Annotated in this window: 19 protein-coding genes and 2 pseudogenes; 11 read left to right on the top strand and 10 right to left on the bottom strand. The window is 62.0% G+C overall.

Annotated elements, in window-relative coordinates; all coding sequences use genetic code 11:
- Positions 1 to 33: 33 nt before the first annotated feature.
- Both MHI61_RS31720 and MHI61_RS31715 read left to right on the top strand, forming a co-directional pair.
- Entirely contained in the window at positions 34 to 558 is a 525-nt protein-coding gene (locus MHI61_RS31720; protein WP_239793437.1) for an RNA polymerase sigma factor, read from the top strand.
- Positions 555 to 2,640 (top strand): annotated as a pseudogene (locus MHI61_RS31715) (von Willebrand factor type A domain-containing protein). The gene MHI61_RS31720 and the pseudogene MHI61_RS31715 overlap by 4 nt, the downstream one beginning before the upstream one ends.
- Before the next feature lie 98 nt (positions 2,641 to 2,738).
- On the opposite strand, the gene MHI61_RS31710 reads toward MHI61_RS31715, so the two are convergent.
- From MHI61_RS31710 to MHI61_RS31700, 3 genes are all read right to left on the bottom strand, one after another.
- On the bottom strand, positions 2,739 to 3,335 hold the full coding sequence (locus MHI61_RS31710) for a mobile mystery protein B (RefSeq protein WP_239793436.1): 597 nt from the start codon (positions 3,333 to 3,335) through the stop codon (positions 2,739 to 2,741).
- Positions 3,332 to 3,793, bottom strand: coding sequence for a mobile mystery protein A (locus tag MHI61_RS31705; protein WP_239793435.1), 462 nt, complete (start codon positions 3,791 to 3,793; stop codon positions 3,332 to 3,334). Before MHI61_RS31705 ends, MHI61_RS31710 begins: the two co-directional genes overlap by 4 nt.
- Before the next feature lie 233 nt (positions 3,794 to 4,026).
- Positions 4,027 to 4,953: an SMP-30/gluconolactonase/LRE family protein gene (locus tag MHI61_RS31700; protein ID WP_239793434.1), complete on the bottom strand. Its 927-nt coding sequence runs from the start codon at positions 4,951 to 4,953 to the stop codon at positions 4,027 to 4,029.
- Positions 4,954 to 5,131: 178 nt separating this feature from the next.
- Between MHI61_RS31700 and MHI61_RS31695 the strand changes: the two genes are divergently transcribed.
- Positions 5,132 to 6,202 (top strand): LacI family DNA-binding transcriptional regulator, encoded by a 1,071-nt coding sequence (locus MHI61_RS31695; RefSeq protein WP_239793433.1) that lies wholly within the window; start codon positions 5,132 to 5,134, stop codon positions 6,200 to 6,202.
- An 11-nt stretch (positions 6,203 to 6,213) separates the two neighbouring features.
- On the opposite strand, the gene MHI61_RS31690 is transcribed toward MHI61_RS31695, so the two are convergent.
- Positions 6,214 to 7,245: an L-idonate 5-dehydrogenase gene (locus MHI61_RS31690; RefSeq protein ID WP_097664981.1), complete on the bottom strand. Its 1,032-nt coding sequence runs from the start codon at positions 7,243 to 7,245 to the stop codon at positions 6,214 to 6,216.
- 10 nt (positions 7,246 to 7,255) lie between these two features.
- Positions 7,256 to 8,197 carry a 2-hydroxyacid dehydrogenase gene (locus MHI61_RS31685; protein ID WP_239793432.1) on the bottom strand — a complete coding sequence of 314 codons (942 nt, stop codon included), beginning with the start codon at positions 8,195 to 8,197 and terminating at the stop codon, positions 7,256 to 7,258.
- Positions 8,198 to 8,332: 135 nt separating this feature from the next.
- Here MHI61_RS31685 and MHI61_RS31680 point away from each other — a divergent pair, with 135 nt between their 5' ends.
- The 7 genes and pseudogenes from MHI61_RS31680 (at position 8,333) to MHI61_RS31650 (ending at position 14,783) form a co-directional block, all read left to right on the top strand.
- On the top strand, positions 8,333 to 9,097 hold the full coding sequence (locus tag MHI61_RS31680; protein WP_097580880.1) for an SDR family oxidoreductase: 765 nt from the start codon (positions 8,333 to 8,335) through the stop codon (positions 9,095 to 9,097).
- Positions 9,098 to 9,110: 13 nt separating this feature from the next.
- Positions 9,111 to 9,662 carry a gluconokinase gene (locus tag MHI61_RS31675; protein WP_239793431.1) on the top strand — a complete coding sequence of 184 codons (552 nt, stop codon included), beginning with the start codon at positions 9,111 to 9,113 and terminating at the stop codon, positions 9,660 to 9,662.
- A pseudogene (locus tag MHI61_RS31670) lies at positions 9,652 to 10,547 on the top strand (NAD(P)-dependent oxidoreductase). Before MHI61_RS31675 ends, MHI61_RS31670 begins: the two are co-directional and overlap by 11 nt.
- Before the next feature lie 102 nt (positions 10,548 to 10,649).
- Complete coding sequence (locus MHI61_RS31665; RefSeq protein WP_239793430.1) at positions 10,650 to 12,146, top strand: sugar ABC transporter ATP-binding protein; 1,497 nt, start codon at positions 10,650 to 10,652, stop codon at positions 12,144 to 12,146.
- An 18-nt stretch (positions 12,147 to 12,164) separates the two neighbouring features.
- On the top strand, positions 12,165 to 13,205 hold the full coding sequence (locus tag MHI61_RS31660) for an ABC transporter permease (protein ID WP_097606077.1): 1,041 nt from the start codon (positions 12,165 to 12,167) through the stop codon (positions 13,203 to 13,205).
- A gap of 50 nt (positions 13,206 to 13,255) precedes the next feature.
- The gene (locus tag MHI61_RS31655) at positions 13,256 to 14,353 is read left to right on the top strand and encodes a substrate-binding domain-containing protein (RefSeq protein WP_239793429.1); all 1,098 of its coding nucleotides are present in this window, start codon (positions 13,256 to 13,258) and stop codon (positions 14,351 to 14,353) included.
- A gap of 91 nt (positions 14,354 to 14,444) precedes the next feature.
- Positions 14,445 to 14,783: a hypothetical protein gene (locus tag MHI61_RS31650; protein WP_097580874.1), complete on the top strand. Its 339-nt coding sequence runs from the start codon at positions 14,445 to 14,447 to the stop codon at positions 14,781 to 14,783.
- Positions 14,784 to 14,815: 32 nt separating this feature from the next.
- Here MHI61_RS31650 and MHI61_RS31645 read toward each other — a convergent pair whose 3' ends face one another.
- On the bottom strand, positions 14,816 to 16,525 hold the full coding sequence (locus MHI61_RS31645) for a GGDEF domain-containing protein (RefSeq protein WP_239793428.1): 1,710 nt from the start codon (positions 16,523 to 16,525) through the stop codon (positions 14,816 to 14,818).
- A 573-nt stretch (positions 16,526 to 17,098) separates the two neighbouring features.
- Between MHI61_RS31645 and MHI61_RS31640 the strand changes: the two genes are divergently transcribed.
- A complete protein-coding gene (locus MHI61_RS31640; protein ID WP_239793427.1) occupies positions 17,099 to 19,069 on the top strand; it encodes a methyl-accepting chemotaxis protein in 1,971 nt (656 codons plus the stop codon).
- 68 nt (positions 19,070 to 19,137) lie between these two features.
- On the opposite strand, the gene mctP is transcribed toward MHI61_RS31640, so the two are convergent.
- The 4 genes from mctP to MHI61_RS31620 form a co-directional block, all read right to left on the bottom strand.
- Entirely contained in the window at positions 19,138 to 20,613 is a 1,476-nt protein-coding gene (gene mctP, locus MHI61_RS31635; RefSeq protein WP_239793426.1) for a sodium:solute symporter family protein, read from the bottom strand.
- The gene (locus MHI61_RS31630) at positions 20,603 to 20,800 is read right to left on the bottom strand and encodes a DUF3311 domain-containing protein (protein ID WP_007539443.1); all 198 of its coding nucleotides are present in this window, start codon (positions 20,798 to 20,800) and stop codon (positions 20,603 to 20,605) included. The genes mctP and MHI61_RS31630 overlap by 11 nt, the downstream gene beginning before the upstream one ends.
- Before the next feature lie 248 nt (positions 20,801 to 21,048).
- Positions 21,049 to 21,720, bottom strand: coding sequence for a response regulator transcription factor (locus tag MHI61_RS31625; RefSeq protein ID WP_239793425.1), 672 nt, complete (start codon positions 21,718 to 21,720; stop codon positions 21,049 to 21,051).
- Complete coding sequence (locus tag MHI61_RS31620; protein WP_239793424.1) at positions 21,717 to 23,102, bottom strand: cache domain-containing protein; 1,386 nt, start codon at positions 23,100 to 23,102, stop codon at positions 21,717 to 21,719. The genes MHI61_RS31625 and MHI61_RS31620 overlap by 4 nt, the downstream gene beginning before the upstream one ends.
- Positions 23,103 to 23,113: the final 11 nt, after the last annotated feature.

Below are 23,113 nucleotides of genomic sequence, written 5' to 3'. Positions count from 1 at the left end.
CATCTTGCTTGATAGCTTGGGGGTAGGTGCGCATTGGATGCGGAGCTCATAGAACGAGCGCAGGGGGGTGACCGGGAGGCCTTCGGGCAACTGGTCTCGCGCCATTATGATTTCGTCCACGCGACGGCATGGCGATGGTCAGGCAGTTCCACCGACGCCGACGATATCGCCCAGGAGGTCTGCGTCAAGCTCGGCGCGGCCATCCGCGGCTTTCGCGGCGCCAGCCGCTTCAGGACATGGCTCTACACGCTGACGCTCAACGCCGCCCGCGACCATAGACGCAAACTTGCGCGGGAAGCGCACACATTCCGCGCTTACGCGGCCGAACCGCAGCCGGATGCGCCGGGCGGAAACGACGACGAGCTGTCGAGCGCATTATGGGCGGCCGTGCGCGCCTTGCCGGAACGGCAATGCGACGCAGTGCTGCTCGTCTACGGCGAAGGCCTCAGCCATTCGGCGGCCGCCGATGTCATGGGCTGCTCGGAGGCGACCGTGTCCTGGCAGGTCCACGAGGCGCGCAAGAGGCTGAAAGCCATGCTCGGCAAGGAAGAGGTATGATGGACAAGGAACTCGAAAAGCTCTCCCGCCTCGCACCGCCGGCAGCCGATCCGGAGGCGCGGGCACGCGCCCTTGCCGCGGCGATGCAGGCCTTCGACAGCGCCGAAAATAATGCAGCGGCAGCCCAAGGAATTGCGAAAGGCTGGCGTCCAAGCTCCATCATCAACTGGATATGGAGCCCTGCCGTGAATAAGAAATTCCTCGCCGGTTCAGCGCTTGCGACGCTGCTCGTTATTCCCGCCGCCGGCTATCTCACCCTCGAGCTAACCCGCAACCAACCTATTATCGATCAGGAAAGGATAGCCGGCACCGTTTCGAAAAAGGAAGCGCCGATACCGACTGCCCGGCCGGCCGCGCCCACGCTTTCCGAAGCGGTGACTGAAGAGAAGCGGCCGGCTCAATTGTCGGCGGCTGAGAGCGCTCAAGTCTTGCAGGACAAGGAGCAGGCGATCGCCGCGCGGAAATCTGATCTCAATTCCGACGACGTCTCCGCCCTCTTAAATAAGTCGGGGGGTACAATGTCCGAAGGGGCCAAACGCTCTGTTGCATCAGGTGCCGCTGTTCCCCAGCAGCAGCTGGCGGAGCCGATGGCCGTCGCCCCCTCGCCTGCTCCGCCGACGGAAAGTCGTATGCAGGTTCAAGTCGATCCCAGCCGCGAGCGCTTTGCCAATGCCGCCGCAAATCCGATCAAGAATGTCGCGACCGATCCGGTCTCGACCTTCTCCGCCGATGTCGATAGCGCCTCCTATTCCTTCGTCCGCCGGTCACTGACCGGCGGGGCGATGCCCGATCCGCAATCGGTGCGCGTCGAGGAGATGATCAATTACTTCCCCTATGACTGGCCGCGTCCCGACAAGGCCGACCAGCCCTTCAAGGCGACCGTGACCGTGATGCCGACGCCGTGGAACCACGACACGGAACTGATGCATGTGGCGATCAAGGGTTATGACATCGCGCCGGCGGCTGCGCCGCACGCCAATCTCGTCTTCCTGATCGACGTCTCGGGCTCGATGGACGAGCCGGACAAGCTGCCGCTGCTGAAGAGCGCCTTCCGTCTATTGGTCAACCGGCTGAAGCCAGACGATACCGTCTCGATCGTCACCTATGCCGGCAATGCCGGCACGGTGCTCGAGCCGACGCGGGTGTCGGAGAAATCGAAGATCCTCTCGGCAATCGACAGGCTGGAGGCTGGAGGCTCGACCGGCGGCGCCGAGGGCATCGAGGCGGCCTACGATCTTGCCAAAAAGGCCTTCGTCAAGGAGGGCGTCAACCGGGTGATGCTGGCGACGGACGGCGACTTCAATGTCGGCCCGTCGAGCGACGAGGATCTGAAGCGCATCATCGAGGACAAACGCAAGGAGGGCATCTTCCTCACTGTTCTCGGCTTCGGCCGCGGCAATCTCAACGAATTCCCTGATGCAGACGCTGGCGCAGAACGGCAATGGCAGCGCCGCCTATATCGACACGCTGGCGGAGGCGCAGAAGACGCTCGTGGAAGAGGCCGGATCGACGCTGTTTCCGATCGCGAAGGACGTCAAGTTCCAGGTCGAATTCAACCCGGAACGGATCGCCGAATACCGGCTGATCGGCTACGAGACACGCGCTCTCAAGCGTGAGGACTTCAACAATGACCGTGTCGACGCCGGCGATATCGGCTCCGGCCACAGCGTCACGGCAATCTACGAGATTACCGCCAAGGGAAGCCCGGCGGTGATGAATGACGACCTGCGCTATGGCGCAGCCAACAAGGTGCCGGCCGAGGCCTCCGACAGCGCCCATCACGGCGAACTTGCCTTCGTCAAGATGCGCTACAAGCGGCCGGGCGAGGACAAGAGCGCCCTCATCACCACGCCTGTCGACGACCGCAATATGGTCGCCACCGTTGACGCCGCTCCTCAGGATGTCCGCTTCTCGGTGGCCGTCGCCGCCTTCGGCCAGAAACTAAGCCGCACCGGTGCCCTCGATGCCTATTCCTATCAGGCGATTGGCGATCTCGCCGCGGCATCGCGGGGGGCAGACCCCTTCGGCTACAGATCGGATTTCCTCGGGCTCATCCGGCTGGCTGACGGCCTCAGTCAATGACGAAAGCATTGCGAAGCAGATGCCGCCTGGGAGGGCGGCCTCTGTTGCTGGCGTTTGAAGATTAAGCTGGATTTTCAGTGGAGCGAGGAGCTCCGCGTTCAGCTGCGGGCAAACTCGAGAAGGGAACCGATGTCGTGGTTGTCGGCGGCCTGAAGTGCTGCGACATAGCGCATGCGTAGATCGCCCATGTCGCTGAGGCTCCCGCTCCCCCAACTGAAGGGCTCTTTGTTCAGCTTTTCCACGAGAAGATCGGCCGCCAGTCGCGCATGGCGCCCGTTGCCGTTTGGGAACGGATGGATGGCGACCAGACGATGGTGGAATCGGATTGCAATCTCGTCCGCGGCGAAGGTCTCATGCTCGATCCAGTATCGCACGTCGGCAAGCAACGCCGCGAGCTCGACCGGGATGCGATAGGCCTGAATACCAATGTTCCGCTCCGTCGCCCGGAAGCGACCTGCCCATTGCCAGACCTCGCCGAGCATGCGTCGGTGCAATGTGCGCATAAAGTCTTCCGTCAGCACCTTGTCGACCGGCATACGCCGTCGTCCGCGGCCCCAGGCTGCGCCCTTGACGATGTTCTCCTGTTCGGCCTCGTTGAGGTCGTTTCGATGCGTGATCCAGCTTTGAAGCAGGCCCTCGCGTTCCTGCGGTTCAAGCGGTGTTGCGTCCTCGGGTTCCTGGAAGAGGTCGGTCATTTCTCTGACCAGAGATCGCGCTCGGAAAGCTGGTCACGGATGTAGGCCTGGATACGGGATTCAAGATCGGCGTCATCGGTGCCCTGTGCCTCCAGGCGCATCGTATGCGCGACCCGCTGAAGTTCGCGCAACGCGATCTTTCTTGCCTGGCCGTTGAGTGCGGCCTCGAGCGACGTATTCGGGACCAGTGCGTAGACAAGCGTGCAGTCGAGCGCTTCGGCTGCGCGGCGCAAAGTGCTAAGCTGGATCGTTCCTGATGCCTCCGACTTCTCGATCGTTTCCACTGTCTGCGGCCGGATCCCCATCCGGGAACCGAGTTGCGCTCCGGTCATGCCGAGTGCGTCTCGCAATGCGCGAACCCATCCTTTAGGGGGAGCTCTGAAGTTCTCCGCAGGCTGCAGTGCATGAAGGCGTTCATCAAGCCGTTTCCGCGCTCGTTTTCGCACTTCGCTTTTCATCACTGAAACCTTTTGGCCCTACTACAAAATCACATCACAGGCTGGTCTAAGATAACTAAATATCAGTCTATAGGACGATAAGCAACTAATAAAATCAGCCTATAAACTGAATTCTGTGCGCACCGATACAGGTTGTGGACTGATTTTGTTGTGGGCCTACAGGTTTATTACCGAAATGCTCCCCAAGTCGACCACACATTACGTCTCAACGGAGAACGGAACGACAGCCCGCTCTATCCCAGTCTCGACCCATTAGCCGTGAGATAGACGGCGTAGAGCGACGTGGTTGCGGTGATGAAGAGGCGGTTTCGTTTCTCGCCGCCGAAAGCGACATTGGAGACGATCTCAGGGATATGGATCTTGCCGATCAGCGTGCCGTCCGGATCGTAAGCGTGCACACCGTCGCCGGCGCTCGTCCAGATCCTCCCCTTCCGGTCGACGCGAAAGCCGTCGAAAAAGCCTGCGGTGCATTCGGCGAAAATGCCGAGATCGGTGAGCTGTCCATCACCCGACACAGCGAGTTTTCGTATATGACGCGGGCCGTCGGGCAGATGGGTCCCGCCGGTGTCTGCGACATAAAGCACTGTTTCGTCGGGAGAAAAGGCCAGCCCGTTCGGCTTGATGAAATCGGACGTCATCCGATCGGTCGTGCCTGTTGCCGGATCATGCCGGTAGACATGGCATCCGCCGATTTCCTCTTCGCCGTAGTCGCCCTCATAATCGTGAAGGATGCCGTAGCTCGGGTCGGTGAACCAGATGGTTCCGTCGGATTTGACGGTGACGTCGTTGGGCGAGTTGAACCGTTTTCCGGCAATGCGATCGGCCAGCACGGTAATCCCGCCGTCGAAATCCGTTCGCGTGACACGGCGCGCCAGATGTTCGCAGGTGATCAGTCGTCCCTGATTGTCGACCGTGTTGCCGTTGGAATTGTTGCTGGGCGCGCGGAAGACCGACGTCTGCCCGCTGGTATCGTCGTAGCGCATCATGCGATTGTTGGGGATATCCGAGAAGACCAGATAACGCCCGGCGGCAAACCAGGCTGGTCCTTCCAGCCAGCGGCCGCCCGTCCAAAGCCGCTCGACGCGGGCATGGCCGACGAAACAGCTTTCAAAACGTGGGTCGAGCACTTCGAACCCCGTACCCTCGATTTCTCCGAACATGATCTCCCTCACTTCAGAATGTTATCGATATCATCCTGCCCTGTTTTTCGCCCTTCGTACAGAGATCGACGAACTGTGGAACGCGGCAGTCCTGTAATAATATTGATTGTGCGATGATAGCGATAACTTTATCGTCTTCTGACATGCCCAACGCGGAAGCTGTTTGAAAGCGGAGCCGGTGAAAGACGAGGATGAGTCAAAAGGCAGGCGTCTCAAGGGAGGAGACGCCCAAAAGCTGACGATGGCCGAAGTCGCCAAATATGTCGGCGTGTCGGCCATGACCGTTTCGCGCGCCTTTCGCCAGGATGCGAGCGTTTCCGAAGAGACCCGGAAGCGCATCATGGAAGCCGTCGATGCGCTCGGTTATGTGCTCGATCTTTCCGCCGGCGGCCTTTCATCGCGGCGCAGCGGCTTCATCGCGGCGCTGGTGCCCTCCATCAACAATTCGAATTTTTCCGATACCGCACGCGGCATCACCGATGCCTTGGAAAATACCGGCCTTCAGCTTCTTCTCGGCTATACCGATTATTCCGCCGAAAAAGAGGAAAAGCTGATCGAGGCGATGCTGCGCCGACGCCCCGAGGGCATCATCCTGACAGGCGGTTCGCATACCGACCGGGCGCGGCGCATGCTTGATAAGGCCGGCATTCCGGTGGTTGAAACCTGGGAAATTCCAGAAGAGCCGATCAATCACGTCGTCGGCTTTTCCAACAGCGAGGCGATGTCGCTGCTGGTGCGGACGCTTGCAAGCCAGGGCTATCGGCGGTTCGGCTACATCGGCGGAACGACGGCGCGCGATACGCGCGGCAGCCAGCGGCGAAGCGGTTTCCTGAAGACTGTCGAGGAACTGGGATTGGGACCGGGCCGGGCGATTTCCTTCGGCGTGCCGCCGATCACGATGGAACAGGGCGGCCAAGCGGTGGTGAGCCTCCTGGAACGCTGGCCGGACACGGAAGTGGTTCTCTGCGTCTCCGACCTGTCCGCCTTCGGCGCGATCATGGAATGCAAGCGCAGGGGAATGCGCGTGCCTGAAGATATCGCCATTGCCGGCTTCGGCGACTACGAGATCTCGTCGATCTGTCATCCCAGCATCACCACGATCAATGTCGACTGTTACGGCATCGGCCGCCAGGCCGCCGCCCGGCTGCTGGATGCCCTGCAGGCGGGCGGCGAGGCGACCGGCGACGAGATTACATTGACCGGCTACAGGGTCGTCCTGCGCGAAAGCACGGAGCGAGGCGCCCGATAATCGGCGCCTTGTCAGAAGGCGATCTGGACTTTCATCGACTTGCTGCGGTCGCTGGCCAATTCGAAGGCGGCGACGGCCTCGTCGATGGCAAAAACCCCTGTCAGCAGCGGCTTCAGATCGACGCGGCGCGCGTTGATCAGTTCGACGGCAAGCGCAAATTCCTCGTGAAAGCGGAATGTCCCGCGCATCTCGATTTCCTTGGCGACGATCATGTTCTGCGGGATGGAGACATCGCCGCCGAGACCGAGCTGCACGAGAACGGCGCGGGGCTTCAGCGCCTCCAGGCCGGCGCGCACGGCGCGCTCATTGCCCGACGCTTCGAACATGACGTCGAAATAACCCTTGTCGGCGCCGTAAGCGGCGAGGTCAGCGGCATGCGTGGCAACATTGATCGTCCGATCCGCGCCGCTGGTGCGGGCGATTGCCAGAACGCTGTCGGTCACATCGGTCGCGACGATTTCGCGGGCGCCGAGAACGCGCGCGGCAACAATCGCCAGCATCCCGATCGGGCCGCAACCGGTGACGAGCACGCGTTTGCCCAGCAGCGATCCGGCGCGGCTGGCCGCATGCAGCGTTACGGCAAAGGGTTCGGCGAAGGCGGCCTCGTGAATGGAAATGCCCTCGGTGACCTTGTGGCATTGCCAACGCTCCGCCACCAGCCGCTGGCGAAAGCCGCCCTGAATATGCGGCATCGGCATGGCGCTGCCGTAAAATCGCATGTTGAGGCAGTGGTTCTGCTGTCCCTTCAGGCAATATTGGCAATGATTGCACGGCCGGCTCGGGGACACCGCAACACGGTCTCCGACGGCAAGATCGCTCACACCGGCACCCAGCGCCTTGACCGTGCCGGCGATTTCGTGGCCGAGGATCATCGGCTCGCGCAGGCGAACGGTGCCGAAGCCGCCATGATTGTAATAATGCAAGTCGGAGCCGCAAATGCCGCCGGCTTCGATGGCGATTTCCACCTGCCCCTCTCCCGCAACCTCCGGCTCGCGCTCCTCGATCCTGAGATCCTTGGCGGCATGAATGACGATGGCTTTCATAGCGAATCCCTCACACGACGGGAGTTGGAAGCGGGTTGCCGGCAAAATGCGCGGCGAGATTGTCTCTGACCAGCTGGCCCATGGCCTTGCGAGTCTCGACGGTACCGGAGCCGTGATGGGGCTGCAACACCACGTTTTGAAGCGTCAGGAAACGCGCATCGATCTTCGGTTCGTTGAGGAAGACGTCGAGGCCGGCGGCCTGGATGGTGCCGTCCTGGAGGGCCGCGATCAGCGCCTCTTCGTCGACCGTCGTTCCGCGCGAAACATTGATCAACATGCCGTTGGGGCCGAGCGCTTTCAGCACCTCGGCATTGATGATCTTCATCGTCGCCTGCCCGCCGGGGACGATGACGATCAGAAAATCGGCCCAATCGGCAAGTGCCACAAGGTCCGGCTGGTAGGCGTAGGCGACATCCTTGTGCTCATTGCGGGCAAAATAGGCGATGTCGCAGCCGAAAGCGGCGGCCCGCTTGGCGATCGCCTTGCCGATCCGCCCCATGCCGGCCAGTCCGACCTTCTTGCCTGAGACCCGCGTCACCAGCGGCATGGCGACATTGCCCCACTGGCCGGCGCGGACGAAAACGTCGGCCTGCGGAATCTGCCGCGCCGTGGCAAGCAGCAATCCGATGGCGATATCGGCGACGTCCTCGGTCAGCACGTCAGGGGTATTGGTGACACGAATGCCGTTGGTGCGGGCATAGGAGAGGTCGATGGCATCGGTGCCGACGCCGTAGCAGGAGACGATCTCCAGCTTCGGCAATTGTTTCATCAGCTCGGCGGACGCGCCGAGTTCACCGCGCGTCGCGATGGCGCGAATATCCTTGCCGACCCTTGCGATCAGTTCCTGCCGGTCTGCCGCTTCCCACAGGCGGTGAACGCGATACTTCGCCTCCAGATCGACCATATCCCATTCCGGGTAGGCTCCGGTCATCAAGATCTCTACCTCAGGCATTCCGTCTCCGTCCCGCATTTTGACAGTTGATTATGTTATCGATAACATATAATCCGGAAAAGCGATGTCAAGTGAGTTTCACCTGAAGTGGCGGTATAAGCCGTCATTCGCAGCGACACCGGAGGAGTTACTTGCATGAAGAACCTGTTTGATCTGACCGGACGGCTTGCCCTGATCACCGGCTCGAGCCAGGGGATCGGTTATGCGCTGGCCGAGGGCCTGGCGCAGCATGGCGCAGAGGTCGTCATCAACGGCCGCACGCCCGAAAGCGTCAAACGGGCCGTCGAGAGCCTCAAGGCTCAAGGCCTGTCGGCGCATGCGGCCATCTTCGATGTGACCAGCAAGGACGCCGCCAAAGCGGGCATCGATGCGATCGAGGCCGATATCGGCCCGCTCGACATCCTGATCAACAATGCCGGCATGCAGTTTCGCACGCCGCTGGAAGACTTTCCGGCGGACAAATGGGAGCTACTGCTGACCACCAATATTTCGAGCGTGTTTTACGTCGGCCAGGCAGCCGCCAAGGCCATGATCGCCCGCGGTCAAGGCAAGATCATCAACATCGCTTCGGTGCAGAGCGAACTGGCTCGTCCCGGCATCGCACCCTATACGGCGACCAAGGGCGCCGTGCGCAACCTGACGCGCGGCATGTGCGCCGACTGGGCCAAGCACGGTCTGCAGATCAATGCGATCGCGCCGGGTTATTTCAAGACGCCGCTCAACCAGGCGCTCGTCGACAATCCCGAATTCTCGTCCTGGCTGGAGAAGCGGACGCCGGCCGGACGCTGGGGCAATGTCGAGGAACTGGTGGGTGCCGCCGTTTTCCTCTCGGGCCGCGGCTCGTCTTTCATCAACGGCCACACGCTTTATGTCGATGGCGGCATCACGACCTGCCTCTGACCGAGACACGACGATGGAGAGCGAGAAAGAAGCGTTGCCTCTGGCGGTCGTGGTCATGGGCGTGAGCGGTTGCGGCAAATCCTCGGTTGGAGCGGGAATCGCCGCTCGAAACGGCGTGCGATTTGTGGAGGGCGACCAACTCCACCCCGCCGCAAACGTCGAGAAGATGGCGAAAGGCATACCGCTCACCGACGCCGACCGCCTGCCCTGGCTCGACCGGATTGGTGAGGAAATAAAGACCGCGCAAAGGGTGTCGCGGGGGTTGGTTATTTCGTGCTCGGCGCTGAAGCGCAGCTATCGGGACCGGTTGAGACAGGTGGCTGGCGGGCGCCTGGCCTTTGTTTTCCTGGAGGGCTCGCGCGATCTGCTGCTGTCGCGGATGCAGGCCCGCCAGGGCCACTTCATGCCGGCGTCGCTGCTCGACAGCCAGCTGCAGACGCTGGAGCCGCCGACCGGTGAAGCCGGTGTGGTAACGGTGGCGATCGGTAGGGCTTTGGATGATATGGTGGCGCTGGCTTGTGAGGGGCTGGGCGCGGCCGACAAGGGAGGTTTTCATGCAGGATGATTATAGAGCAGATGTCGCCGTTATCGGCGCCGGCATCATGGGAACGGCGATCGTCACGCGGCTGATCGAGACAGGCCACAAAGTATCGGTCTTCGATCTCGATGCCGAGAAGGTTGCAGCATTGACGGCAAAGGGCGCTCACGCGGCGAGCTCCGTGGCGACTGCCGTCTCGGCGTCGGAATTCTGCATTCTCAGCCTCAATCACGCCAGCATCGTGCGCGCCGTCGTCTTCGGCGAGAAGGGGGTTGCGGCGGCGGCAATCGCCGACAAGCTGCTGATCGACATGTCCTCCATCGACCCCACTGAGACGGCCGACATGGCGAAACGGCTGCGTGCGGAAACCGGCATGGCATGGGTGGATTGCCCGCTGTCGGGCGGCGTACCCGGCGCGCTCGGCGGCAAATTGACGATCATGGCCGGCGGCAACCCCGAGGACTTCGAGCGGGCGCGTGTGGTGATGCGGCATCTTGCCGCCAATTATACGCTGATGGGCGCCTCCGGCGCCGGTCAGACCACCAAGCTGATCAATCAGCTGTTCTGTGCCGTGCTGTTCCAGGCGGTCGCCGAAGCCGTCAAGCTCGCGGAAGCCGGCGGCGTCGATCCCGCCGCAATTCCGGCAGCCCTTGCCGGCGGCCGGGCGGACAGCCGGATATTGCAGGAATTCATGGCGAAATTCGCCGCCCGGGATTTCTCGCCGACAGGCAGGATCGACAATATGCTGAAGGATCTGGATTCGCTCCAGGCCTTTGCGCTGAAGACCAAGAACTCCGCTGCCGATGACGGGTGCGGTGGTGGAGATTCACCGCCTGCTTTGCGCCGCCGGCCTTGGGCCGAAGGAACTCTGCCGAGATGATGCATCTCCTCGACGGATTTCGCGCCGGCTGACGTCATCTCGCGGAGTTGGGGATTGTCACTTTCCGCTTGACTATTGCGGAATGTTATCGATAACATCTTTTAAGGACAGCTGCAGCTTTGGGAGGAGCCACAGTGGAAGCCAAGAGACTGCTGGAGTTCCAATCGATCACCAAGAGCTTCGGCGGCACGCAGGCGCTGCGTGACGTATCGATCGATCTGCGCGAGGGCGAGATCCTTGCACTGCTGGGCGAAAACGGCGCCGGCAAATCGACGCTGATCAAGACGCTTGCCGGCATTTACAAGCCGGATCACGGCGACATCCTCTTTCGCGGCCAGAGCTACCATCATCGCCCGCCGAAACCGAACGAGCGGCAGCCGGTCGCCTTCATCCACCAGGATCTCGGTCTGATCGAGTGGATGACGGTCGGTGAGAATATGGGCCTGTCGCAGGGCTTCTCGATGCGCGGCGGCCTGATCGACTGGGGAAGGACGCAGGCGCGGGCCAAGGAAGCGCTGAAACTGGTCGGCTGCGACTTCGATCCGACGACGCGGGTCTCGGCCCTGTCGCGCACCGAAAAATCGCTCGTCGCCATCGCCCGCGCGCTTGCCGTCGAAGCCGATGTTCTGGTGCTCGACGAGCCGACGGCGAGCCTTCCCGCCGACGAAGTCGATCGGCTGTTCAATGCGATCCGCCCCCTGAAGGAGCGCGGCGTCGGCATGATCTACGTCTCCCACAGGCTGGACGAGATTTTCCGCATCGCCGATCGTGTCGCCGTGCTGCGCGACGGATGCATGGTCGGACAGAAGCCGGTCAGCGAGACCACCCCCGACGAACTGGTGACGATGATCATCGGCCGCAGCGGCGACAGTCTCTTTTCCAAGACCGAGATCAAGCCCGGCAAGGCGATCGTCAAGGTCCGCGACCTCGTCTGCGCCGGCACGAGCCCGATCTCCTTCGATATCCGTGAGGGCGAGTTGCTGGGCCTGGCCGGGCTGCGCGGCGCCGGCCAGGAGCGCATCGGCCGAGCGCTGTTCGGCTGCGAGCCCTTCAATGGCTCGGTTCTGCTGCATGACCAGGCGCCGGATCTGTCCAGCCCGCGACAGGCCATGGCGTCGGGCATCGGTCTGATCGCCCGTGACCGGACGGAGGAATCCGTCGCGCTGTCGCTTTCCATTCGGGAAAACACCTATCTCAATCCGGGTGCCGTCGGGCGCGGGCTTTTCTCCTTCCTGTCGCCGCGCGGCGAAGCCGATCTTGCCCATGCGATCGGCCATTCCGTCGGCCTCAGGCCGAACGATCCGGATCTGCCGGCGGAAGCGCTGTCGGGCGGCAACCAGCAGAAAGTGGTCGTCGGCCGCTGGCTGGCGACCGGCCGTAAGCTGCTGGTCGCCGAAGACCCGACCGCCGGCGTCGACATCGGCGCGCGCGCCGAGATCTACCGCCTGATCACCCAGGCGCTGGAAGCCGGTCTGGCGGTCGTCGTGGTCTCGACGGATTTCGAGGAAATCGCCCATATCTGCCACCGCGCGCTGGTTTTCTCGCGCGGCAAAATCGTCAGCGAACTGAGTGGAAGCGCTCTGACGACGGAGGCGGTCATCACCGCCGCCTCCGCCTCGGAAGCGGCTTGAGCCATCGGGAGAACAGCCATGCAATCCATTGAATCCACTGCGCTGGAGCCGACCAAGAGCGAAATGGCCGGCCTGTCCACCGGCCAGAAGATCGGACGCCTGATCCCGGTTTACGGGCTGGTGATCCTGACTGTCGGCCTGATCGTGCTCTTCTCGATCCTCTTGCCCGATACCTTCCCGACCGTGCTGAACGTCCGCTCGATCGTCTCCGACAAGGCGATCATCGCGCTGCTGTCGCTCGCCGCAATGATCCCGATGGCATCGGGGCGCATCGATCTGACCGTGGGCTACGGCATCGTGCTCTGGCACATTCTCGCCATCAGCCTGCAGACGGTCTATGGCCTGCCCTGGCCGGTCGCCGTCGTCATCGTTCTGGCGCTCGGCGTCCTCACCGGCTTCATCAACGGCCTGCTGGTCGAAGTCGCCAAGATCGACAGTTTCATCGCCACGCTCGGCACGGGAACGGTTCTCTACGCGCTTGCCCTCTGGCACACCGGCGGGCGGCAGGTGGTCGGCGTGTTGCCGGAAGGTTTTTATGCGCTGAATGGCACCATGCTGTTCGGCCTGCCGATCACCGGCTTCTATGTGCTCCTGATCGCGATCTGCATGTGGATCGTGCTCGAATATCTGCCGATCGGCCGTTATCTCTATGCCATCGGCGCCAATCCCAAGGCCGCGGCCCTCAACGGCATTCCTGTCCGCAAGTTCGTGATGGGGGCCTTCATCACCTCGGGTCTGCTGGCGGCTCTGACCGGTGTCCTTCTCGCCTCGAAGCTGCGCATCGGCCAGGCGAGCGTCGGCCTCGAATATCTGCTGCCGGCGCTTGTCGGCGCATTCCTCGGATCGACGACGATCAAGCCGGGGCGGGTGAATGTCTGGGGCACCCTGATCGGCGTCATCATCCTGGCGGTCGGCATATCGGGAATTCAGCAATTCGGCGGATCGTTCTTCGTCGAACCGCTGTTCAATGGAGTAACCCTGCTGATCGCCATCGGCATAGCAGGTTACGCCCAGCGCAAGCGCGGAGCTGTGAGGAGGATCACACCCGCATCCAAATGAGGATGCCGGCTCAGCCGGTGTTCCAGAACAAACAAAATGGAGGAGTGAACATGAAGCGCAGGACTTTAATGCAGGCAACGGTCGCAACCGTCGCCCTTCTGATCAGCGTGCCGGCAATGGCCGATTCCATGGCCGACGCCAAGGCCGTGGTCGACAAGTATGCGTCCAAGGTGAGCGCTTGGGATGGCCCGACGAGCGGGCCGAAGGGCGCGAGCGGCAAGAACATCGTCATTCTTGCCGCCGATATGAAGAACGGCGGCATCCTCGGCGTGGTCAACGGTGTTCAGGAAGCGGCGGGCGCCTTGGGCTGGACGGTGAAGGCGCTTGACGGCGCAGGCTCGATCGGCGGACGGACGGCGGCCTTCGGCCAGGCCATGGCGCTGAAGCCCGACGGTATCATCATCAACGGCTTCGATGCCGTCGAGCAGAAGCCGGCGATGGAAGCGGCCAAGGCGGCCGGCATTCCGATGGTTTCCTGGCACGCCGCCTCGGCGGTCGGCCCGGTTCCGGAGGTCGGCGTATTCGCCAATGTGACCACCGATGCGATGGAAGTCTCGAAGTCCGCGGCGGACTGGGCCTTCGCCGATGCCGGCGGCAAGCCGGGTGTCATCATCTTCACCGACTCGACCTATGCGATCGCGATCGCCAAGGCCGACCGCATGAAGAAGGAGATCGAGGATCTCGGCGGCACCGTGCTGGAATATGTCGACACGCCGATCGCCGAAACCTCCCAGCGCATGCCGCAGCTGACGACGTCGCTGCTGCAGAAGTACGGCGCCAAATGGACGCATTCCCTGGCGATCAACGACCTCTATTACGATTTCATGGGACCGTCCCTTGCCTCGGCCGGCATTGCCGGTGACGGCAAGCCGGTGAATGTCGCGGCCGGCGACGGTTCGGAGAGCGCCTATCAGCGTATCCGCGCCAAACAGTTCCAGGCCGTCACCGTTGCCGAGCCGCTCAATCTGCAGGGTTGGCAGCTCGTCGACGAACTGAACCGCGCTTTCGCCGGCGCCCCGTGGTCGGGCTATGTGTCGCCGCTGCACGTGGTGACCAGTGAGAATGTCGAATTCGACGGCGGACCGAAGAACAGCTTCGATCCCGATAACGGTTACCGCGATCAATATAAGAAAATCTGGGGCAAATAAGCCTTCCCAGGGCGTATCGACGGATACGCCCTCCCTCCCCTCCGTCACCCGACATCGGTCCAGCTCCCTCGAGTTTTGGAAAAGAGAACCTATGATCATTCGCTATGCTTTGTTTGAAGGCGAAATCCATCCCGGCCGGGAAGAGGAATTTCGCGATTTTGTGAGACAGCGCCTTGTCCCTTTGTGGACGAAATTTCCCGGAGCCGAAGAAATCCGGGTGCTGGACGGGGTCGAACGCGACGAAGGCGCGCCGGTCTATGCCATGGCTCTGGCCATTCGGTATCCTCACATGGAGGCCGTGAACGCAGCACTTCTCTCCGACGTGCGGTTTCAGAGCCGCGAGGTCACCGGCGAGCTATTGAAGCTTTTCACCGGCAAAGTGCACCATCACGTCTTCGCTGCGAACGAATATCCTCCGCGCGTCGCCTGACATCAGGAGGAGCAACCGGCAAGCACCAAGCGTTACGCCACCGTTGCCACGCAGCGGTTGCGGCCGGCATTCTTGGCGGCGTAGAGGTTGGCGTCCGCAACATGCAGCGCAGCCTCCAGCCTGTCGGTCAAAGACCAGTCCGCCAGACCGATGGAGCAGGTGACCTCAAGCTTCGGGGTCACCGCCGACCATTCATGGTCCTGCACCCGCAGGCGCAGCCGCTCGGCATCGGCAAAGGCGTCGCCGGCTGCCGTGCCGGGAAGCAGAAGCAGGAATTCCTCGCCGCCCATGCGGATCGCCAGACGGCCTTCCGGTCCGATACCGCCCAGCAATCCGGCAATCTGACGCAGAACCATGTCGCCCGTCGCATGGGAAAAGATGTCGTTGATGCGTTTGAAATGGTCGATGTCGAACAGCAGCAACGCCGCATGGGTCACGCCGGATTCGGCCCAATCTCTGCACCTGAGCTGCAATTCGCGGCGATTGCCGAGACCGGTCAGCGGATCGGTGCGCGATGCCAGCGCCGCCTCGCGCTGTTCGGCGGCAAGCCGCAGATTTTCCTCCAGCAGGCGTTCGCGCTCCAGACGGGCGCTGTCTTCCTTGCGGCGCATCGTCTCCAGGTCGAGCGCCAGCTTCATCGTATAGGCACGCGCCGAGGCAAGCCGGCGATAATCCTCGACCACCATCTCATGGTAGGCCTTGTGATAGTCGAAAGCCGCCCTCCAGTCGCCGGCCATTTCGGCGATCCGGAAGCGCATGTCGAAATGACGCATCTTCATGCCGGGCGTGGCCAGAACGCCTTCCATCGCCTCGATGGCTGCAAGCAGCGACAAGGCTTCGCCGAAAGCGCCCTGCCCCGTCAGAAGATAGGCGTACCAGTAGGAGGCTTCCGCCAGCAGCGCCGCGTCCTCTGCGACCCGGCAGGCGGCGATGGCGGCGATATAATGGGCCGCCGCCGCGGCGTCTTCGCTACGCGTCCATGCCAGGAGCCCGAGATAGCAGTGGCACTCGGCAATCTCATAGGGCAGGTTTTCCGCCTGAGCCTCGGTCAGAATCGACCGCAACTGATCTTCCGTGCGGGCAAGCAGGGTGTTGTCGATCTCCCGCCCTGCCAGGCGATGCTCGCCGAGTGCGCGTGCCGTCATGCGGCTGGCAATCGAGCGGGCGATCAGCACGGAGCCTTTTGCCAGACCGCTCGTCTCCGCATAATCCAGACTTTCGGCGGCGGCCTCGGCCGCGCGATCGAAGTCCTTCGTGTCGAGCAATGCCACCGCATAGGCCGTGCGTGCTCGCCAGTTGGCGAGCGGATCCGTGCAGGACTTGGTGCGTTTCTGGCAATCGGTCAGAAGGGCGAAGCCGGTTTCCAGATCGCCGAGGGCCACCAGAAGGCCGCCATGGATCGACTGCAGGGAAATGATGGCAGCCTGGTCCTGGCAATAGCGGAGCCAGGTTTCGGCGCGAATGCATATTTTCAGGCCTTCAGCCAAGCTCTCCTTGTTGAAATGAATAAGCGCCAGCCGATGTGAGGCGCGCAAGGCTCCGGCAACATCGCCTGCCTCGAGCGCGGCTTCATAGGCGGCCTCGCCGACCTCGAGCGCTTCGCCGGTGCGGCATTCCCAGTCTAGGCGCACGGCGCAGTCCAGCAGTTCCTGCCAGTGCGCTGCCAGGTTTTGATCCTGCCTTGACTCGGAAGACGCCTGTCGTGCCACCTCTGCCCCATTCTTTCCCTGCATATGGTCCATGAGAACTTCTAAAAAATTCTCAAAGAGTTTCGCTTAACAAGCGACGAACATCGCCTCTCGCTTCCGCAGATCATTATTCGGGCACTGCTCCCGCGAACATTCAGCGGTCTTTTTTGCAACAGGCGATATGCTCCGTTTCCTTACAGCAACTTCACATATTCTTCCCTGTGGAAAAAATTAGACATTTTGCGCAGAAATACCGATGAAATATACAAAATGCGCAACAGAACGATGCCCTCTCGGCGTCGTTTACATTCTCTAAAATATATAACTTTATTTTTAAGCGATCGGAGCGACGTTCCCAGGGATCGTCACCTCCGCCATGACGGCGGGCCAGGCATCCGAATCTCGTATGAAATCGACATTGTTACCGCGACGCAGGCGCCTCGCACCTTTGATGCGCTGGCTGCGCTCAGGGGACACGTGTGGCGGTATGCGAATGGCGTCGCTTCCGCGTGCGGGGTGCCTATCGGGTGCTCGGACAACCGGGTCCCATATTTGAACGAGATGCAACGAACGATCCTGGCAGTCCAGACACCTGTAACAAAACCTCCCATACGACGGAGAGTAGTAATGAAGAGCATTAAGAATTCAGGGATCGCGGTGCGTCTCGCCCTTGGCTTCAGCTTCCTGATCTTGCTGATGGCCGGCCTGAGCATTTATGCGGCGGTTAAGGTCGCGGAGATCAACAGCAATCTCGAAACGATCAACGACGTCAACAGCGTCAAGCAGCGGTTCGCCATCAACTATCGCGGTAGCGTGCACGACCGGGCGATTGCCATTCGCGACGTAACCCTGGTGACCTCCGCCGATGAGCGCAAGGCGGCCCAGGCGTTGATCGAAAAGCTCGCGGCTTCCTATGCCGAGAACGAAAAGCGCATGGCCGATATGGTCGCATCGCCGGCAGGCGCGACGGACCAGGAGAAGTCCATACTGAAGGAGATCGCCGACATTCAGGCGAAAACCAATCCCCTGGTCGCCCAGATCAGCGCGCTGGAGGAAAAGGGCGACGGCGAGGCGGCCCGCAAGATCCTGCTCGAACAGGCGCGGCCGGCCTTCGACGCCTGGCTCGGCGCCATCAACAAATTCATCGACTACCAGGAAGCACTGAACAAATCGATCGGCGGAGATGTCCGCAGCACGGCGAGCGGCTTCAAGCCGATCGTTCTGACGGCGCTGGGCATCGCGGCTCTTCTTTCCGTCCTTGCCGCGGTCATTACCGCACGCACGATCGTTGGCCCGCTGGCAAAACTGCAGCTTTCGCTGAAAGCGATGGCGGAGGGCAATCTCGATGGCGACCGTCGCCTCGAAGCGCGCGGCGACGAGATCGGCAAGCTTGCCCGCGCCGTGGCGGGATTGCGCGACGCCATTTCGGCAAAGGCGGAGCGGGAAGCCGATGCGGAAGCCAGGCGGGCCGTCGCTGAACGGCATCGGCTCGAACAGGATGCCGACGAACGCCGCACCCTTGCCGAGCAGACGGACCGGGCTGTCGGCCAGCTTGGCAGTGCATTGCAGGCGTTGGCCGATGGCGATCTCACGCAGCAGATCGGCACGCCGTTCATCCCATCCCTGGAAAAACTCAGGGCCGACTTCAATTCCGCCGTCGAAAAGCTCCGCGCCGCCATGCAGAAGGTGGCCGAGAACGCCAGCGCCATTGCGGCCGGCGCACAGGAGATCCGCTCTGCCTCGGACGATCTCGCCAAGCGGACCGAGCAGCAGGCCGCCTCCGTCGAGGAGACCGCCGCTGCCCTGGAAGAGATCACGACCACTGTCGCCGACTCCAGCAGCAGGGCTCAGGAGGCTGGCCAGCTCGTCCGCAAGACGAAGGACAATGCGGAGCGCTCGGGCAGCGTCGTCCGTGACGCAGTCGATGCCATGGGCAAGATCGAATCGTCGGCCACCGAGATCGGCAGCATCATCGGCGTCATCGACGAGATCGCCTTCCAGACCAACCTGCTGGCGCTGAACGCCGGTGTCGAAGCGGCCCGCGCCGGTGAAGCCGGCAAGGGCTTTGCCGTCGTCGCCCAGGAAGTGCGCGAACTGGCGCAGCGTTCCGCCAAGGCGGCAAAGGAAATCAAGGAACTGATCAACGCTTCGAACGGCCATGTGAAAAACGGCGTTGCCCTGGTTGGCGAAACCGGAAAGGCCCTGCAGGAGATTGCGGTACAGGTGCAGCAGGTCGACGGCAATGTCGGCGCCATCGTAGGCGCCTCGCAGGAGCAGGCGACCGGGCTGAAAGAAATCAATACCGCCGTCAACAGGATGGACCAGGGCACGCAGCAGAACGCCGCCATGGTCGAAGAAGCCACAGCCGCCGCTCACAAACTCGCCAAGGAAGCCGATGCGCTGTTCCAGCTCCTGGGCCAGTTCAACATTGGCGGAGCGGTGGCATCGAGGCGCATATCGCAGCCGGCTCCCGCGGCGCAGCATTCTCAGCCCGTGGCTTCACCGGCCCGCCAGATGGTTGCCAGAGTAAGCAAATCGTTCCAGGGGAATGCGACCCAGGGGAACGCAGCATTGGCCGGCAATTGGGAAGAGTTTTAAACCGCAGAGGGTTCTGCTGAAAAATGAGGTAGCGAAGGGCAGCGTTTGCTGCCCTTCGTGTTTTTATCTTACGCTCTGGCCGGGACCTTGGCCGGAAGCAGGGCGTTGACCACGACGGCAACAGCGATGTTTGCCGCGAGCGCCAGCAGTCCGGTATAGACGGTGAAGGGTTCACCGCCGAGGCTGATCAGGTGCAGCGGCTTCCAGCCGGCATCCCAGACGAGATAGGTGCCGCCGCAGAAGCCGACGAACCATCCGGCAAGCAGGCCGGGCGCACGGAACCAGTTGGTATAGAGGCCGAAGACCAGGGCCGGAAGCGTCTGCAGGATCCAGATGCCGCCGAGCAGCTGCAGGTCGAGGGCGAACTGCGTCGGCAGGAAGATGATGACGAGAAGTGCCCCGACCTTCACCACCAGCGACGTCACCTTCGCGACCTTGGCTTCGCCCGCATCGCTGACCTTGGGGTCGACATAGGCCTTCCAGAAATTGCGGGTGAAGAGATTGGCCGCGCCGATGCTCATCACCGCCGCCGGCACCAGTGCGCCGATCGCGATAGCCGCAAAGGCGAAGCCGGAGAACCAGCCCGAAAACAAGGTCTTGAACAGGGTTGGAACGACGTCATTGGCGCTGTCGAGCTTCAGGTTGGCGGCATGGCCCATATAGCCGAGCAGCGCCAGAAGGCCGAGCAGCAGTGTATAGGCGGGCAGCATGATCGCATTCTTGCGGATCGTCTTGCCGCTGTTGGAGGCGAAGATGCCGGTCAGCGTATGCGGATACATGAAGGCCGCGAGCGCCGAACCGAGAGCGAGCGTGGCATAGGCGACATACTGATTGCCGCCGAGCAGCAGGTTGCCGGAGCCCTTGGCCTGGAAGGCCGCATCGGCCGAGGCGAAGACATTGGCGTAGCCGCCGAGCTTCGACGGGATGAGTGCGACGGCTGCGATCACGACGATATAGATCATGATGTCCTTGACGAAGGCGATCAGCGCCGGGGCGCGCAGGCCCGCCGAATAGGTGTAGAGCGCCAGCACGATGAAGGCGATCGCCAGCGGCAGTTCGCCATGCAGCCCGAGCGCCTTCAGGACCGCCGTCATACCGACGAGCTGGAGGGCGATGTAGGGCATGGTGGCGATGACGCCCGTCGCCGCGACGGCGAGTTCAAGACCGCGCGATCCATATTGGCCGTGAACGACGTCGGCGGCCGTGACATAACCGAAATCCTTTGCGCGTTTCCACAGGATCGGCATGACCATGAAGACGAAGGGATAGACGACGATCGTATAGGGCAGCGCGAAGAAGCCGTAGGCGCCGACCGTATAGACCAGCGCCGGGACGGCGATGACGGTATAGGCGGTGTAGAAATCGCCGCCGACCAGGAACCAGGTAATCCAGGTGCCGAAGTTGCGCCCGCCGAGACCCCATTCATCGATATGGGCGAGCGTCTCGGGCTTGCGCCAGCGGCTGGCGACGAAGCCCATGACCGTGACGAGGATGAAAAAGAAGATGAAGACGGCAAGCGCCGTGCCGTTGATGTCAGTCGTCATGGCGAACGCTCCGATAGGCGATCCAGGTCAGCGTCGCGGTGATCGGCACCCAGAGAAGCTGATACCAGTAGAAGAAGGGAAAGCCGAAAAGCGACGGCTCACGGAGATTGTAAAATGGCGGCCAGAGCAGACCTATATACGGAATGATCAGCAGCCACAGCGCTGCCTTGCTACGTGGTTTTTCCATGTCGGAGTACCTTTCAGGCGCCGCAATAGCGGTCGCCATGTTCCAGTTGTCGGCGTGGAAGGCAGGTCTGTCAGCCGGCGTCGGCAGCAGGCCCGGTTCGGGTCGCTCGAGCTTTTCCGGCCAATCGGAAGCTGATGTAACGCATGTGAATTCCTCCCAACGGCTTGGCGCTTGGCAAGCCGCGAATGAAGTCCTCAGGGCGTCGGTTTTATCCCCACAAGATGGGCGCAGAGCCGAAATACCGGGCTCTACCCAGAAGTGGGTAGACGCGAATTCGCGTCGATTTTCGAGACGATGCCATGGTCGAGCGCATAGCGTATGAGGCCTGCGGTGGTGGCAATGCCAAGTTTCTTCTTGAGGTTCTTGCGATGGGTTTCCGCCGTGGCAGAGCTTATCCTGAGCACTTCGGCGATCTCGCGGTTGCTCCGGCCGGCAACGATCAGCCCGAGAGTATCGCGTTCGCGCGGCGTCAAGGGATCGCTCCCCTCCTCCGCCCGTTCCCCCATCAGCGCGTCGAAGACGCCGGAGGAGAAATAGGTTCCGCCATCCGCGACGGTTTCGATGGCCGCGACGATCTCCTCTGTGGAGACGTCTTTCAGAACATAACCGGCGGCACCGCGCATGACCGAAGAGGAGATATACTCGCGACTGTCATGCATGGAGAGCATCACGACGCGGGTCTGCGGAAGTTCGCTTCTGAACAGTTCGATCGCATCGATGCCGCTGAGCTTCGGCATGTTGATGTCCATCAGCACCACCTGCGGCTGGATCTGCCGGGCGATATCGAGTCCGGTCTGCGCGAGGCCGGCGGTGCCGGCGACCTCGATATGATCGAATGTTTCGAGAACGGCTTTCAGCCCGTCCAGCACCAGCGGATGGTTGTCGATCAGGAGCACCCTTATTTTCGGGCGTTCCGTCATGCGGCTTCCGCCTGCTTGCCGGCGGGCAGATTGGCCGATCTCGGCATCATGGCCGTCAGTGTCGTGCCGGCCTCGCTGCTTTTGATGAGCAGCAGGCCGCGGAAGTGCGCCATCCGCTCCTGCATGTTGCGCAGGCCGAGGCCCGAGCCGCCGGGTGCGTTATCTCTGGCGTCGTCGAAGCCGTTGCCGTTGTCGGAGATGGTCATGCGGGCGCGGCCGCCGTCGCTCCAGAGCCTGACCGAGAGCTTCGAGGCGCCCGAATGCCGCTCGACATTGTTGAAGGCCTCCTGAGCGACGCGATAAAGGGCGGTGCTGGCTTCCGCCTTCAGCGAGCCGGCGAAGCCCGAGGCGTCGATCTTCGTCTCGATCCCCGTCCGTTCGGCAAAGTGATGACAGAGCGCCTCCAGCGCGGCCGTCAGGCCGAGATCGTCGAGCACGCGGGGCCGCAGATCATGCGAGAGCAGCCGGATTTCCTTGATCGCGCCGTTCAGCGCCTCGACGCCGCGCTCGATGGTCAGCGCCGCCTCGTCGACATTGGTCCTGACCTTGCGGCCGGCGAGATCCATCGCATAGCGTACGCCGAGAAGGGTCTGGGAGATGCCGTCATGCAGCTCGCGCGCGAGCCGGGTGCGCTCTTCTTCCTGGGTGTCGATCACCCGCTGCGTCAGCTCCTTGAGCCGGCTGTCGGCCATGCGGCGCTCGTGGAAGGTCAGCAGCATGCAGGTGGTGAAAACAACGAGCACCGAAGGCACGGCGATCAGCGCGACGATCACGAAGGTTCGCTTGATATTGGCGCGCGTCACCTTGTTGGCGGCGGCACTCTGGGCGAAGACATCGTCCAGATAGACGCCGGTGCCGACGACCCAATGCCATTTGTCGAGGCTGACGACGAAGGAGAGCTTGTCGGCGATCTGCCCGGTTGACGGCTTCTGCCATTTGTACTGATGCAGGCCGCCGCCCGCCTTGGCCGTGGCGATCAGTTCGGCGATGACCTTATCGCCATCCGGGTCGGTAAGATCGAGCCAATTTTGCCCATGCCGGAAACTCTGGCGCGGATGGACGATATTGTTGCCGTCGTAATCGTAGACGAAGAAATACCCATCCCTGCCGTAGTCGAGCGAGGTCAGGATTGCCGCCACCTGCTGCTTGGCGGCTTCGTCGTCGGCACCGGCCTTGTCGTAGATCGTCTGGACGGCGGAGAGGGCAAGATTGGTCAGATTGAGGATCTCGGCTTCCTTGGTCTTCAGCATGTTCTGCTCGAACGTATCGATGCTGTTCTTGGCGAGGTTTGCCGATTGCCAGGTGATGAAGGTGGTGATCGCAAGGATCGAGATAACGAGCGGGACGATCGCCAATGCGATGATCTGGTGTCGTAACGTCAAGGATCGTTCCT

The sequence above is a fragment of the Rhizobium sp. K102 genome (genome assembly GCF_022385315.1).
In the GTDB taxonomy this organism is placed as follows: domain Bacteria; phylum Pseudomonadota; class Alphaproteobacteria; order Rhizobiales; family Rhizobiaceae; genus Rhizobium; species Rhizobium croatiense.
This window is presented reverse-complemented; position numbering and strand designations above follow the sequence as displayed.

Excerpts from the sequence above, each read along its gene's own strand:
- MHI61_RS31660 (WP_097606077.1), top strand. The coding sequence starts at position 12,165 with ATGCAATCCATTGAATCCACTGCGCTGGAGCCGACCAAGAGCGAAATG.
- mctP (WP_239793426.1), bottom strand. The coding sequence starts at position 20,613 with ATGACGACTGACATCAACGGCACGGCGCTTGCCGTCTTCATCTTCTTT.
- MHI61_RS31690 (WP_097664981.1), bottom strand. The coding sequence starts at position 7,245 with ATGAAAGCCATCGTCATTCATGCCGCCAAGGATCTCAGGATCGAGGAG.
- MHI61_RS31710 (WP_239793436.1), bottom strand. The coding sequence starts at position 3,335 with ATGACCGACCTCTTCCAGGAACCCGAGGACGCAACACCGCTTGAACCG.
- MHI61_RS31705 (WP_239793435.1), bottom strand. The coding sequence starts at position 3,793 with ATGAAAAGCGAAGTGCGAAAACGAGCGCGGAAACGGCTTGATGAACGC.
- MHI61_RS31645 (WP_239793428.1), bottom strand. The coding sequence starts at position 16,525 with ATGGACCATATGCAGGGAAAGAATGGGGCAGAGGTGGCACGACAGGCG.
- MHI61_RS31630 (WP_007539443.1), bottom strand. The coding sequence starts at position 20,800 with ATGGAAAAACCACGTAGCAAGGCAGCGCTGTGGCTGCTGATCATTCCG.
- MHI61_RS31625 (WP_239793425.1), bottom strand. The coding sequence starts at position 21,720 with ATGACGGAACGCCCGAAAATAAGGGTGCTCCTGATCGACAACCATCCG.
- MHI61_RS31655 (WP_239793429.1), top strand. The coding sequence starts at position 13,256 with ATGAAGCGCAGGACTTTAATGCAGGCAACGGTCGCAACCGTCGCCCTT.
- MHI61_RS31675 (WP_239793431.1), top strand. The coding sequence starts at position 9,111 with ATGGAGAGCGAGAAAGAAGCGTTGCCTCTGGCGGTCGTGGTCATGGGC.
- MHI61_RS31680 (WP_097580880.1), top strand. The coding sequence starts at position 8,333 with ATGAAGAACCTGTTTGATCTGACCGGACGGCTTGCCCTGATCACCGGC.
- MHI61_RS31685 (WP_239793432.1), bottom strand. The coding sequence starts at position 8,197 with ATGCCTGAGGTAGAGATCTTGATGACCGGAGCCTACCCGGAATGGGAT.
- MHI61_RS31700 (WP_239793434.1), bottom strand. The coding sequence starts at position 4,953 with ATGTTCGGAGAAATCGAGGGTACGGGGTTCGAAGTGCTCGACCCACGT.
- MHI61_RS31640 (WP_239793427.1), top strand. The coding sequence starts at position 17,099 with ATGAAGAGCATTAAGAATTCAGGGATCGCGGTGCGTCTCGCCCTTGGC.
- MHI61_RS31650 (WP_097580874.1), top strand. The coding sequence starts at position 14,445 with ATGATCATTCGCTATGCTTTGTTTGAAGGCGAAATCCATCCCGGCCGG.